Consider the following 13,733-nt stretch of genomic DNA (forward strand, 5'->3'; position numbering starts at 1 on the left):
CCGCCACCCCGGACCGGTTGGGCCGGTTCCTACGACTTCGCACCTGGCGGGAGTTCCCTTCCGGCGGTGGCTTTCCCTCCGGCCTCCAGCCGGGCAGCACCCGGCCGTCGCCCGCTGAGAATCAACCCGAGGGCGATCACCACCGTCCCCGCCACGTGATATAGCTCCAGAGACTCCCCGAGAAAGACCACCGCCAGCAACGCCGCGAACACCGGCATGAGACTCATATACGGCCCGGCTCGAACGGCGCCGATCAGCTCCACACCCTTGTTCCATGCCAGATAGGCCAGCACCGAGGCAAACAGCCCGACGTAGACGATGGTCAGCAGATGCCCCGGAGTGACGTCGAAGCCTCCCTGCGTGGCGAGTTCAACGAGGTACAACACGAGCAGAATCGGGATTCCCAGCACGGTGATGGCGAGCACGAAACCGAGGGGGCTCAAATCGTCACGGCGATCCCGGAGAACCACCGAATAGAGGGCCCACGCCACCACCGCGGCAAGGATCAGGAGATCTCCCGACGAGAAGGCGAAAGAGGCCAGAACCTCGAGATCGGCACGAGTCAGGATCAGCAATACGCCGAGTACCGAAATGGCGATGCCCAGCGCCTGCATCACGTTGATCCGGTCCCGATGCACCAAGACCGCCACGAGAGGAATGATCACAGGTGAGGTGGCAACGAGAAGCGTGGCGTTGATGGCAGTCGTAGTGGCGAGACCCACGTACACGAAAACATGGAACAAAACGGTTCCGGTTAGCGCGACGAGCGCAAACCAGCCTGGATTGTCCCGAACCTGACTCCGCTTCGACCAGACCTCCCTACCGGCGAGAGGCACGAGCACCAGGAGGGCGACGACCCACCGGTAGAAACTGAGAGTGAGGGGCGGCAAAGACGATGAAACGGCCCGGGCGACGATGAAGTTGCCGCCCCAGAACGCGGCGGCCGCGCTCAACAGCACGGGAGCGGGCAGACGCTTCATCGGCGCAGCGTAGCGAGCGGGGTACTTCTCGCGGCGTCCGCGCTCCCTATCCCTCTTCGGGCCACATCTTCTTGAAGAAGGCGATCAGATCGCCCACGACTCTTGCATCAGGCGGAGCCGGCAGGAACACCAGTCCTTCCTCCGCCTTGAGCACGGATTGTGGAGCTATGCGCTGCAACCTGACTTCCTGGCTCGCGGAGAGATCGACGGGAGAGAGCCGCACCTCCCGTCGGAGTTGCACGATTTCGGCAATACCGGTGCGGATCGCTTCCGCCCGCAATCGGGCGATATCGATCAGCGCCAGTGCGGCGTCGGGCAATGGTCCGTAGCGGTCGGCCCACTCGGTGACAACGTCGTCCACCTCTTCGTTGGTGGCGGCTGCGGCCAACCTGCGGTAGGCCTCGATGCGAGCGAGCTGATCCTCGATGTATCCGTCCGGGAGATGTGCGTTGACCGGCAGATCGATTCTGATCTCCGCTTCGCCGGCCTTGTCTACCGGCGTTCCCTCGAGCTCTCCCACTGCCTCCGCCACCAGCTGGGTGTACAGGTCGAAACCGACCGCACTTATGTGCCCCGACTGCACCTCGCCGAGCATCGATCCGGCTCCGCGGATCTCGAGGTCGCGAAGGGCCAAGTGGAAACCGCTGCCGAGGTCGGTGTGCTCGCCGATGGCTTCGAGACGGCGATAGGCATCCTCGGAGAGAGACTGCTCGGGAGGGTGGAAGAGGTAGGCATAGGCGCGCTGACTCGACCGACCGACCCGTCCCCGGAGTTGGTACAGCTGTGCGAGGCCGAGCAGATCCGCCCGCTCGACGATGAGCGTGTTGACCTGCGGCAGATCCAGACCGGACTCGATGATGGTGGTGGCCACCAGAACGTCGTATTTGCGGCTCCAGAAGTCGAGCATCACCTGCTCGAGCTGGCCTTCGGACATCTGACCGTGGGCAACCGCGCACCGGGCGTTGGGGACCAGTTGCCGGATCCGTGCCACCGCCCGGTCGATCGATTGCACTCGATTGTGTACGTAGAACACCTGCCCCTCCCGCAGCATCTCCCGGCGGATCGCCGCCGAAACTGCCTGCTCATCGAAGGGCCCCACGTAGGTGAGGATCGGATGGCGATCTTCAGGAGCAGTTCGAATGTGGCTCACGTCGCGGATTCCGGTCAGGGCCATCTCGAGAGTTCGAGGGATTGGTGTGGCGGTCAGCGTGAGCACGTCTACCCCTACGCGGAACCGCTTGATCTGATCCTTCGCCTTGACTCCGAAACGCTGCTCCTCGTCGATGATGAGCAGTCCCAGATTCTTGAACTGGATGTCCTGTGACAGGAGCCGATGCGTCGCTATGACAACGTCGGTCTCCCCCGTGGCGAGTTTGGCCACGACCTCCCGCTGTTGCTTCGATGTGAGGAAGCGGCTCAGCATCTCGACCCTGGTCGGGTAGGCATCGAATCGTTCGGAGAAGGTCTGGAAGTGCTGCTGTGCCAGGAGGGTCGTCGGGCACAGGACGGCTACTTGCTTCCCGTCCATGACGGCTTTGAATGCGGCCCGCACCCCCACTTCGGTCTTGCCGAAACCCACATCACCGAATATGAGCCGATCCATGGGCTTGTCGGCTTCCATATCGACCTTCACGTCGCCGATGGCGACCAGTTGATCGGTCGTCTCTTCGTAGGGAAAGGCGGCCTCCATCTCGCGCTGCCACGGCGTGTCGGGGCTGTGGGCATGCCCGGTCGCGGCGGCTCTGGCCCTGTGCAGCGCCACCACCTGCTCGGCAACCGCGGCGACCGCCTTGCGAATCCGACTCCTCGTCTTCGCCCAGTCCGAGCCGCCCATCCGCGACAACCTCGGAGCCTCTCCTCCCGTGTACTTCTTGACTGCAGCCAGTTGATCCGTCGGCACATAGAGCTTGTCCTCGGCGGCATAGGCGACGACCAGGTAGTCCCTTTCGATCCCGGCAATCGTCCTCGTGGCGAGACCTTCGAAACGGCCGATCCCGTGGCGGAAATGCACCACATAATCGCCCTCTGTGAGATCCCGGTAGCGAGCTCCGTCGTCGGCTTCGCGACGGGCGGTAACCCGGCGGTGAGCGCGCCGCCGTCCCGCGATCGATTGCTCGCCGAGCACCCCGACCCGCAGCTGGGGCAACATGAAACCTTGATGGATACCGACACCGATGGCCGCCGTCTCGACACGTTCGAGAGAATCTCTGCGGGGCACGTCGAGACCGGCCTCGCCGAGCAGCCGGACGACCCGATCGGCTGCAGCATTGCCGTCCATGGCGATGACGACCTCGTTGCGGCCGGCGATCCAACGGTTGATGGCTTTGGCGACCGACTCGGCATCGCCGGGAGTGGCATCGAGGGAACGCATCTCGAGCACCGTGTCGTCCGGCCCGGCCGCCAGAGGCGGTGCTTCAACGATCTGCCTGCCGCGGAGGGAATCTTCCAGGGCGAGATACAGAGCCGGATGGTCGCCTGCCTCCGGCGCTCCGTGGCCCCACGTCGGAGCGAGAGCGGCGGCCATCTCTGCTTCCTCCTTGAGGAGGTCTCGACTCCGATCCACCGACCGGACCGGATCGAACAGAATGATCGGCGACCCCGCGGCCAGTTCCGTCACCACCGTGTTCTCGGGCGCTATCCACGGCAGCCACGATTCCATGCCCGAGAAGAGATGGCCTTCCGCCATCCGCTCCCACGTTGCAGCCGCCCAGGGTTCTCGCTGCAGCAGAGCCCCGGCCGCCGCCCGAGCATGCGCGTCCGGCCGCAACTCTCTGGCGGGATAGGCGATCAATCCATCGACCGAATCGGTCGAGCGCTGAGTGCCGATCGAGAACTGTCGGACGGACTCGACCTCATCACCCCAGAACTCCAGCCGAACCGGATCGTCGGCCTGTGCGGGGAAGACGTCGATCAAACCACCTCGCACGCTGAACTCGCCACGGCTCTCCACACGATCCGTGCGGTGATAGCCGAACTCGGCGAGTCGCGTGACGAGCAGATCGAATCCGGCTTCCTTTCCGGCGGCGGCGATGATCGGGCGCACCGAGGAGGGGCTGACACGCTGCGTGGCCGCCCGTACCGAGCCGACGACGATCGTCCCGGGCTCGCCGACGTCCAGAAGGTCTCTTGCTCTCGCCCGCGCGGCCATTGTCGTCACATTGGGTGAGACATGCTCGAACGGCAGCGTCTCCCACGCCGGAAGCAAGGCGGCCGTTTCCGTGAACAGGGCAAGATCATCGACCAGGTCGACGGCGTCGAGTTCACCCGGAACGATGACGAGAAGGGGCCGGTCGGCTCTGGCGGCCATCCCGGCGACCAGATAGGCGCGAGCGCCCGGAGCGACGACCAGCCGGGCAGACGGCTTCGGAAGAAGATCAGCGCGCCAGCGGTCGACGAGCGGGGCAAGCGGAGCGGGCATGCGAGCAAGCGTAGCGAGTGAAACGCGACCGGGAACAACGCGAGCCGGAGGGTCGGGCGGGTTCCACGCGGCAACCGGCGATTTGTCGGCGACACCCGGATGGAGGTGCCGGTGGATGCTCGGAGAATCCACGGAGGCGCCAAGAAAACACCGACCTGCGCCGAATACGGTCGGCCTAATCTGCTCCCTTGATGGAACGCCCGACCACCCTTGCCTCTCCCTGGAGTGTGCTGCGTGACGGCACGCGGCTGATCGCCCGTTTCGTACGGCGCCACCCATGGGCTTTCGGCCTGGCCGTGTTCGGTGCGGCCTCTTATGCGGCGGCGATAGTTGCCTCCGCGCAAGTAGTCGGATGGCTCACGGACACTGTGATCATTCCGGTATTGGACGGTGGCGCCGATTACCGCACAAAGATCTGGGCGGGTGTTGCCGCCCTGGTCGGTGTGTCACTCTGGAAGGCTCTCGGAATTGTGCTGCGTCGAACGGCTGCCGGGTGGCTGCAGTTCCGGACCCGCCAGGACGTTCGCAACCGGCTCCTCGAACACCAACTCGACCTGGAGCTGGCGTGGTTTTCTCGCCAGTCGATCGGTGACCTGCTCGCCGTAGCCGATTCCGACACCGATCGGGGTACGGGAGTCCTTGCCCCGCTCCCCTACGCGACCGGGGTGATACTGCTCCTCTTCGGCTCCGCGGCGATGGTCACAGGCATAGACGTTTGGCTCGGGCTGTGGTCCCTCGTCGGCCTGGTCGTCATAGTGGCCGTCGACATCAAGGGAGCCTGGACCGTCTATCCACTATGGGAGGAAGTTCAGGAGCAACGCGGACGTCTCTGGTCGCTGGCCCACGAGGCATTCGACGGGGCGCTGACCATCAAGTCCTTGGGACGCGAGCAGATGGTCTCTGATCGCTTCGGCGTCTCTTCCGATGATGTGCGCGACGGCATCATCGACGTCAACTCTCGCTGGGTCTCCTACCAGGCACTCATTCGCGCGCTTCCGTCGGCGCTGATTCTCATCCTCATATATGCGGGAGCAGCCCGCATTCGAGCAGGAGCGATCAGCGCCGGCGACCTCGTGACCATCACCTATCTCCTCTCGCTGCTGGCGTTCCCGGTTCAGCTGATCGGCTTTGTGCTGTTCGATCTATCGGCCAGCATCGCCGGCTGGAAACGGGTCCAGCGGGTGTTCGATGCCGACGACTTCACGGCCTACGGCGATCTCACCGCCCGCGGCCCGGGCGCAGCCGCCGCGCTGGACGGCCGGAACGTGTATTTCCGCTATCGGACCGACGAACTGATCCTCGAAGGCGTCGAGATGGACCTGAGAGCCGGCACCACCCTCGCCGTGGTAGGGCCCACCGGCTCCGGCAAGTCAACACTTGCGATGTTGCTGGCTCGCCTATGGGATCCGAGCGATGGTGCCATTCATCTCGACGGACGCGACATCCGTTCATTCGCAAGGTCGGAGCTGCCCCACGAGGTGGCATACGTGGCGCAGAACGCATTCCTGTTCGACGACACCGTGGCCGGCAACATCACACTCGGCGAAGAGTTCTCGGAAGAGGATCTCACGAGGGCGCTACGGCTCTCCGGGGCGGAAGGGTTCGTCGCAGATCTACCGGACGGATACGACACCCGGCTCGGAGAGCGCGGCGCCTCGCTGTCCGGGGGCCAACGCCAGCGGATAGCTCTCGCCAGAGCGCTGATCCGGAAGCCGCGCCTGATGATTCTCGACGACGCAACCTCGGCCGTAGACCCATCCGTGGAAGCCGAGATACTCCGGTCGCTGAAACGGGCGGAGCTGCCGTCCACGATCGTCATGGTCGCCTACCGCCCGGCCACGATCCGGCTGGCGGACGAGGTGATGTTCATCGACGACGGGCGGATAGCAGCGCATGGGACCCATTCCGAGCTCCTGGCCGGCTCGTCGGGTTACGCCGAGCTGGTGCAGGCCTACGAGGACGACGCCCGGCGTCGAGCAGCCGAACCGGGGAGGCCGCGGTGAAAGACGACCGAACCCTCCGGGTCCTGAGGAGAGCGTTACGAGAGGCGCCGGTGCTCCGTCGCGGGCTCGGCCTCACGGTGCTGATGGCTGCGGCCGGGACCGCCATACAGGTCATCGTCCCGGTCGTGATGCAACAGATCATCGACGACGAGCTGCTCACCCCTGCTCAGATCGACCTCGGCAGCGTCGGACGGAAAGTGTTGCTCGCCGGCGTGGCACTGGTCCTCGGTACCTGGATCGGCCGGACCGCCCTCCTCCGTCTGGTCCTGGCCTCATCGACCGGTCTCTCCGATCTTCGCCAGATGACGTTCGCGCACCTCCTGCGCCGCTCGGTTTTGCACGTCGACGCCGAGCGGAGGGGTTCGCTCGTCTCACGCGTCACATCGGATATCGCGACCCTCCAGGGATTCATGGACTGGGGAGGTGTCGGCTTGCTCACCTCCGGGTCGCAGGTGCTGCTGGCTCTCGCTGCGATGTATTGGTACCAGTGGCAGCTGGCGGTGCTGGTGACGGTGGGAATCATCGTCTACTCCGCTCTCATGGTTTGGTTCCAGCGCATCCTGCAACGGAGTTACGACCGCGTCCGCAGGCGCGTCGCCAACAGCCTCTCTGTGCTGTCCGAGGCCATCTCTGCGCTGCCGATCGTCCGCGCCTACGGCGTGGAGACCGGTACCAAGACGCGGGTCGCCGAAGCTCTCGAGGACCGATTCCAATCGGAGTACAGGACGATGCGGTTCGGCAACATATTGTTCAGTTCGGCCGAACTCTTCGCGGGCGTGCTCATGGCCGCGGTCGTCGCAATGGGCCTGGCAGTAGGCACTTCGCCCGGGCGCCTGCTGGCTTTTCTGTTCCTGGTCAACCTTCTCACAGAGCCGGTGCAGATGGTCGTAGAGGTTCTCGAGACTGCGCAGTCGGCTGCTTCGGGAATGCGCCGGATTCTTGGTGAGATCGACTCGGCGGTCGAGATCCCCGACCCGGTGGACGGGCGAGAACTTCCCCCGGGAGCCCTCGATATCACATTCGACGGCGTGAGTTACAGCTACGGCGACGGACCGGAGGTCCTCACCTCCGTCAGCGTTGCGGTGCCCGCCGGTTCCCGCGTCGCCGTTGTCGGCGAGACGGGGTCGGGCAAGACCACCTTCGCAAAGCTGGCCGTGCGCCTTCTGGAGAGGAACGATGGGAACATCGCCATCGCCGGTGTCCCGCTCGAGCAGATCGCCTTCTCTGACCTGCGTTCCCGAGTTGCCTTCGTGCCGCAGGAAGGGTTCCTGTTCGAGGGGACCGTCTCCGACAACGTCCGCTACGGCAAACCCGAGGCAAGTGAGCGTGAAATCCGGACGGCTTTCATAGAACTCGGACTCGACGGGTGGCTCGACCGGCTTCCCAACGGCCTCTCCTCCCTCGTTGGTGAACGCGGCGGGGACCTGTCTGCCGGCGAACGGCAACTCATCGCCCTGGTCCGGGCGTGGATCTCCACTCCCGATCTCCTCGTGCTCGACGAGGCCACCTCGGCCGTCGACCCGGCGCTCGACGTGCAACTGCGACGTGCCATGGAGAGGCTCACCGCCGGAAGAACTGCGGTGACCATCGCGCACCGTCTGGCCACAGCCGAGGCATCCGACGAGATACTCGTCTTCGACAGAGGCCGCCTCGCCGAACGTGGAACTCACACCGAGCTCCTCGACTCCGAAGGGGTGTACGCGGGCCTTCACGCCGATTGGGCCAGCGGGACGAAGAGCGTTTGAGGCGGCACCGGCGCCCGGGATTCACATCAGGAGCGGCCACTCGGGAGTCCGGCCGCAGGCGCCCGGGTCAGCGGCCCCGTGCGGCGTTCAGAGAAGCGAGACCTCGATGCGGGTTATGCGTCTACGCCTCGTGGAGATGACCTTGAAACTGCAACCCGGTACACGGATCTCATCGCCGACATCCGGAACCCGTCCGGCAAGCGCAAACACCATGCCGGCAACAGTGTTCCAATCGCCCTCCGGCAGCGGCGAGCCGATCAGTTCGGCCAGGTCCTCGACGGGCAGAGCGGCATCGACCGACCACCTACCCTCAGATATCTCGGAAACGGCCGTCGGCTCCGGCGCTTCGCTCATCGACCCCAGCAACTCTTCGGCAATGTCCTCCACGGTTACCAGCCCGGCAGTCCCACCGTATTCATCGACGATCACGGCCAGATGCGTACGCGACTCCTGCATCTCGCGCAGCAGGTCGAGGACGCGCTTGCTGTCCGGCACCACCAGAGGGGCGAGGGCGAGCGATGCAACCGCCAGCAGCTCTCGCCTCGGCTCGGGTACTCGAATCATGTCACGGAGCCGCACCATCGAGACGATGTTCTCGACCGTCTCTTCGTAGACGGGCAGGCGCCGATGGCCGGCCTCCAGAGCGATAGCGAGAGCAAAGTCGATGGTGACGTCCGCGGGAACGGCGACGATGTCGGCTCTCGGCACCATGATGTCGTCCACGCGCCGGTCGCCGAGCCGAAAAGCCCGATCTATCAGCGCCAGATCCTCCCCGGTGATCTCCCCCTCCCTCTCCGCCCGCGTCGCCAGTCGACGCAACTCGTCCTCGGTGACGGTGGGGGCCATCGATATCCCCTTGCCCGGCGCTTGGAGATCGGCGATCCAGACCAGTGCCCGGACGATCGGACGGAGCATGCGTTCTAACAAAGCGAGCGAGGACGCCAGCGCCAACGCCACCCGGTCCGAATGACGCACCGCGAAGGTCTTGGGGATCGCTTCTGCATAGATGAAGAGGAAGAGGGTGAGCACGATCGACGCAACGGTGACTCCGATACTGCCGAACCACCGCTGCGCCAGGATGCCGGTGATGGTCGCTGCTGCGATCTGGCTGAGCAGGGCGGTGAGCAGGACGGCGTTCAGAACAGCCGGGAGTTTGCCGAGGAGGGCTGCCAGCCGCACAGCCCGCCGATCTCCCCCCGCCCCCAGCGACGCCGCCCGTATCGGCGACACGCGGAGCAGGGCGGTCTCGCCTGCCGCCACGAACACCGCTACGGCGAAGGCCAGTACCAGGAGAGCGATCAGCCAGACGTCGTCGCCGTCCACTCGCTGCTCCCCTCATTTTCTCGGCAATGCAACATACGATTAACCGTACAGAGTATTGCTGAGAAAATTCTGGAAACTACTGCTCGCTCTTTGCGCGCCCCGCGTTGGCCTGCAACGCGTCCCGGACAAACAGTGCCAGGCCGGGCCGAAAGCCTTCCCAATACCTCGTGAAGCGGGGGTCGGCCACGTACATGTCGCCGAGACCTGCGTGAACCTCGTACGAGCAGGTATAGAACCATCTGGAGATGTACCGGCGATGCTGCTCGGCGAGATCCATGGCCGTCCGGTCCGTTGCCTCCGCACCGGACCCCATCAGGTCCGCGAACCTCCTGCCGATCGCCCGGCCCTCGGCGCCCGCCTCTTTCCACTGATCCTTGCCGTAAGACTTCGTCCGGCGCACCGACTCCTCGTAGAGGTCCGTGTGACCCCATCGGTCCCTGGCCTCTTCCTGGTACTCGGACGGATCGAACTCTCCGAACACCTCGAGCATCTCTTCTACGTTCATCGTCTCTCCCTCACCGGTGGCCGGGAGCGGCTCACTCGATGAGCCGTAGAAGCAGTGCGCCACCCGGGTCGGCTGATCGGTCGCGGCGGGTGAGCCATCTACGTTAGACCCTCACGTAACGTGAAGTCGGGCTGATTCAGCCGGGCCGGGCGTAGGTGCCGGTGGCATGGGCAACCGGCCTGTCCTCACGACCGTCGACCCACAGATCGACCACTCCGAAGACCCTGGTTCTGCCCACCTGGAGGAGTTCGGCGCGCGCAAACAGGTCTCCACCGGAAGCCGGACGGAGAAACCTGATCGAGAGATCCACCGTGACTGCCATCGGCTCAATACCGATCGCACCAAAGACGGCGAAGTACAGGGATGTATCCGCCAGACTGAACTGAGTTGGCCCGGAGATCAGCCTTCCCGGCCGCAGACCCGATGAGTCAAGAGCCCAACGAGCGATCGCGTGCCGGTTCCCAACCTCGATGCACTCAATGCCAGCAGCAGCGGGGAACTGGTCGGCCAGGAACTGATGTATCTCGTCGGGTGTCGGCGGCATGCGCCGAGCGTAGTCCCTGACAAAGCTCGCAGGCTTCGGATGTTCCGGCTTGAGTGAAGATCATCGGAGAAGGCCCTCCGACGCAAACCAAGACACAGTTCGGCGAATAGTGTCTTCGGGTGTCCGGTACTCGAGTCCCAAGTCTCTCGTCGCCCTCGAGCCGTCGTAGGTGTGGCCGTGCAGCAGCACCCGCACCATCTCGCCACAGAAGACGGGCCCGGTCCGCCGCAGCTTGGCGAAGACTGCTCCGGCGCCACCCCCCACCGATGCCAGCCAAGCCGGGATGAATCTGACGGAGAGATCGTGTCCGATGACCCGAGCAAGCAAGTCCACGGCATCTCTGGCGCTCATCGAGAAACCACTCACAACGTACCGTTCCCCGGCAGAGCCATGCCGCCAGGCAAGTAGATGACCTTCGGTGCAGTCCTCGATGTCGACGATGCTCACGTTGGTGTCGACCATCACGGGTAGTCGACCGTTAAGTACGTCCAGAATCAGTTTGCCGGTCCCGGTGGCACGCCCCGGACCCTGAACCGACGACGGGTTGACGGCCACGACCTCGACGGCCCCTGCTTCTGCAAACGCCACCTCCTCTGCGAGGGCTTTCGAACGCTCGTAATGGGACAGCGCGTAGCCTCTGTGTTCGGTCCGCTCGTGCCCTATCTCACCTTTTCGTTCACCCAGAACGACCGCCGAGGAGGTGTAGACGAGACGCCGAACCTCCGCGGAGTTGGCAGCGCGCACGGTGTTCCTCGTCCCGTCGACGTTGGCTCGATACATCGGACTTGGATCGGCCGGACACATCTCGTTCATGCCGGCAACGTGGAAGACGGCCTCTACGTTGCGCATCCCGGTGACGAGTGCCCGAACGTCCGACAGGTCTCCCTCGACCGGTTCGGCTCCCTGTTCACGAAGGCTGGCGGCGGCACCGGCAGAACGGGCCAAAGCGCGCACATTGTTTCCCTCCGCGATCAGCCGCGCTACCAGCGACCGGCCGACCGTGCCGGTGCCCCCGGTGACGAAGACGGTCACGCCTACGCGTTTACCTTGCGGACGACGTGCCAGAAACCTGCGGCGTACTGCCAACCGGAGGCAACTGCGACAAAAGCGGCCAGCCACATGAGCCACTCGTCGAAGTACAGGGGGCCCCAGGATTGCGAGAACCGCAGCATGGCGAAGAAGATGGCACCGAACTGAACACCCGCCTTGATCTTGCCCCAAATCGAGGGCTTGACGATGTGTCCCTCCATGGCGGTTATTCCCCGCAAAGCCATCACGGTGAACTCGCGCATGATGATGATCAGAACCGGCCAGATAGAGGCGCGTTCGATGGCGACCAGCGCAATCAGGGTTCCGGATACGAGCATCTTGTCTGCAGTCGAATCGAGGAATGCTCCGAGCACGGTGGTGATACCCCAACGGCGGGCCAGATATCCGTCGAAGAAATCCGTCGCCGCGGCGAAGGCAAACAGGACGGCTGCGCCGCCGAGCGCATGTTCGCGACTCGAGGTGACGAGCCACATGATGATCGGCACCGACACGATTCGGGCGAACGCCAACAGATCCGGCAGAGAGATACGTTTTCCTTCTTCGACTCATTCGATTGTATCGCGCCGGGCTCAGTGTGATCGGTCACCGCCGAAGATGGGATGGATTCAACAGAAAGACCGCTACTCGAGACACCACCGGGCGCCTCGCAATCGGCTCGACAGCTTCAATCGACCCAATCGAGCGTGCGCTGCACTGCCTTTCGCCAGGCAGTGAGGAGCTCCTGCCTGCGCTCACCCGCCATTGCCGGCTTCCACGTCTGACCGACGCCCCAGTTATCCTTCAGGTCTTCCGTGCTCGCCCAGAACCCGACTGCCAGACCGGCGGCGTACGCGGCACCCAGCGCAGTGGTTTCGGCAACCAATGGTCGCACGACGGGCACCTCCACGATGTCGGCCTGGAACTGCATCAGGAGATCATTGACGACCATGCCCCCATCGACCTTGAGCTGAGTCAGCTTCACGCCGCTGTCTGCATACATCGCATCGAGCACCTCACGAGTCTGAAAAGCCGTCGCTTCGAGAGCTGCCCGTGCGAGATGGGCCTTGGTGGCGAATCGGGTGAGACCGGCAATGACGCCGCGCGCGTCGCTCCTCCAATGCGGGGCGAATAGTCCGCTGAAGGCCGGCACGAAGTAGACGCCGCCGTTGTCATCGACACTCCCGGCAAGCGCCTCGACATCCTCCGAGTTGTCGATGATCCCCAGATTGTCTCGCAGCCATTGCACGAGCGCCCCCGTGATGGCAATCGACCCTTCGAGCGCATAAACCGGGGGCTGCTCTCCGATCTGATAACCGACCGTCGTCAGCAACCCGCTATCGGACGGCACCCGCGTCGTGCCCGTGTTGAGCAGCATGAAACAACCAGTGCCGTAGGTGTTCTTCGCGTCGCCGGGTTCAAAGCAGGTCTGACCGAAAAGCGCTGCCTGTTGATCACCGAGTATCCCGGCGACCGGGACGCCATCGAGAGAACCGACTGCCGTGCCGAAGAACCCCACGGACGGGCGAATCGCCGGCAACATCGAAGGGGGAACCCTCATCGCGGCGAGCAGTTCGTCGTCCCACTGAAGGGTTTCGAGATCCATGAGCATCGTCCGGCTGGCATTCGTGACGTCCGTCGCATGCAGACCACCGTTCACGCCGCCGGTGAGATTCCAGAGCACCCAGGTGTCGACCGTCCCGAAGATGGCATTGCCGGAAGCCGCCCGCTCTCGCAGCTCCGCAACGTTGTCGAGCATCCAGGAGATCTTCGGCCCGGTGAAGTAGGTCGCCAAGGGGAGCCCGGTTTTGGCGCGAAAGCGATCCTGTCCCTCAACTCTGCCCAGCTCGGCAACGAGGTCGGCCGTTCGGGTGTCCTGCCACACAATGGCGTTGTGAAGCGGCAAACCGGTAGTTGGATCCCAGACGACCGCCGTCTCACGCTGATTCGTGATTCCAACCGCGGCGAGATCGATTGCCGACAGGCCTGCTTCGGACAGAGCTCCTTCGATGACCTCGAACATCCGATCCCGGATTTCGAGAGGGTCATGTTCGACCCAGCCGGGTTTCGGAAACACCTGACGGTGTTCCTTTTGATCGATCGCCACGACCTCACCGCGGTGATCGAACACCATGAAACGTGTGCTGGTGGTACCGGAATCAAGAGCGCCTACGTAATCAGCCATGGCC

At 64.2% G+C, this 13,733-nt stretch carries 10 protein-coding genes; 2 read left to right on the plus strand and 8 right to left on the minus strand.

What is annotated here, in order from left to right; translation table 11 throughout:
• Nucleotides 1–29 precede the first annotated feature (29 nt).
• Nucleotides 30–980, minus strand: coding sequence for a DMT family transporter (locus tag VLT15_03355; protein HSR44254.1), 951 nt, complete (start codon nucleotides 978–980; stop codon nucleotides 30–32).
• 46 nt (nucleotides 981–1,026) lie between these two features.
• Complete coding sequence (mfd, locus tag VLT15_03360; protein ID HSR44255.1) at nucleotides 1,027–4,398, minus strand: transcription-repair coupling factor; 3,372 nt, start codon at nucleotides 4,396–4,398, stop codon at nucleotides 1,027–1,029.
• Between the two features lie 191 nt (nucleotides 4,399–4,589).
• Here mfd and VLT15_03365 point away from each other — a divergent pair, with 191 nt between their 5' ends.
• Both VLT15_03365 and VLT15_03370 read left to right on the plus strand, forming a co-directional pair.
• On the plus strand, nucleotides 4,590–6,401 hold the full coding sequence (locus tag VLT15_03365) for an ABC transporter ATP-binding protein (GenBank protein ID HSR44256.1): 1,812 nt from the start codon (nucleotides 4,590–4,592) through the stop codon (nucleotides 6,399–6,401).
• The gene (locus VLT15_03370; protein ID HSR44257.1) at nucleotides 6,398–8,146 is read left to right on the plus strand and encodes an ABC transporter ATP-binding protein; all 1,749 of its coding nucleotides are present in this window, start codon (nucleotides 6,398–6,400) and stop codon (nucleotides 8,144–8,146) included. Before VLT15_03365 ends, VLT15_03370 begins: the two co-directional genes overlap by 4 nt.
• A gap of 87 nt (nucleotides 8,147–8,233) precedes the next feature.
• Here the strand turns inward: VLT15_03370 and VLT15_03375 are convergent, their stop codons facing one another.
• The 6 genes from VLT15_03375 to glpK all read right to left on the minus strand — a co-directional run bounded on the left by VLT15_03375 (nucleotide 8,234) and on the right by glpK (nucleotide 13,729).
• Nucleotides 8,234–9,469, minus strand: a complete 1,236-nt coding sequence (locus VLT15_03375; GenBank protein HSR44258.1) for a hemolysin family protein — start codon at nucleotides 9,467–9,469, stop codon at nucleotides 8,234–8,236.
• Between the two features lie 76 nt (nucleotides 9,470–9,545).
• On the minus strand, nucleotides 9,546–9,974 hold the full coding sequence (locus VLT15_03380) for a TipAS antibiotic-recognition domain-containing protein (GenBank protein ID HSR44259.1): 429 nt from the start codon (nucleotides 9,972–9,974) through the stop codon (nucleotides 9,546–9,548).
• Nucleotides 9,975–10,110: 136 nt separating this feature from the next.
• Complete coding sequence (locus tag VLT15_03385) at nucleotides 10,111–10,518, minus strand: PaaI family thioesterase (GenBank protein HSR44260.1); 408 nt, start codon at nucleotides 10,516–10,518, stop codon at nucleotides 10,111–10,113.
• Nucleotides 10,519–10,578: 60 nt separating this feature from the next.
• Nucleotides 10,579–11,550, minus strand: a complete 972-nt coding sequence (locus VLT15_03390; GenBank protein HSR44261.1) for an NAD-dependent epimerase/dehydratase family protein — start codon at nucleotides 11,548–11,550, stop codon at nucleotides 10,579–10,581.
• Between the two features lie 2 nt (nucleotides 11,551–11,552).
• Complete coding sequence (gene pgsA, locus VLT15_03395) at nucleotides 11,553–12,095, minus strand: CDP-diacylglycerol--glycerol-3-phosphate 3-phosphatidyltransferase (GenBank protein ID HSR44262.1); 543 nt, start codon at nucleotides 12,093–12,095, stop codon at nucleotides 11,553–11,555.
• Nucleotides 12,096–12,232: 137 nt separating this feature from the next.
• Nucleotides 12,233–13,729 (minus strand): glycerol kinase GlpK, encoded by a 1,497-nt coding sequence (glpK, locus tag VLT15_03400; GenBank protein ID HSR44263.1) that lies wholly within the window; start codon nucleotides 13,727–13,729, stop codon nucleotides 12,233–12,235.
• Nucleotides 13,730–13,733 lie beyond the last annotated feature (4 nt).

The organism is Acidimicrobiia bacterium (assembly GCA_035471805.1).
In the GTDB taxonomy this organism is placed as follows: domain Bacteria; phylum Actinomycetota; class Acidimicrobiia; order Spongiisociales; family JAHEDJ01; genus JAHEDJ01.

Coding starts and splice junctions, on each gene's coding strand:
- VLT15_03355 (HSR44254.1), bottom strand. CDS start 980: ATGAAGCGTCTGCCCGCTCCCGTGCTGTTGAGCGCGGCCGCCGCGTTC.
- mfd (HSR44255.1), bottom strand. CDS start 4,398: ATGCCCGCTCCGCTTGCCCCGCTCGTCGACCGCTGGCGCGCTGATCTT.
- VLT15_03365 (HSR44256.1), top strand. CDS start 4,590: ATGGAACGCCCGACCACCCTTGCCTCTCCCTGGAGTGTGCTGCGTGAC.
- VLT15_03380 (HSR44259.1), bottom strand. CDS start 9,974: ATGAACGTAGAAGAGATGCTCGAGGTGTTCGGAGAGTTCGATCCGTCC.
- VLT15_03385 (HSR44260.1), bottom strand. CDS start 10,518: ATGCCGCCGACACCCGACGAGATACATCAGTTCCTGGCCGACCAGTTC.
- glpK (HSR44263.1), bottom strand. CDS start 13,729: ATGGCTGATTACGTAGGCGCTCTTGATTCCGGTACCACCAGCACACGT.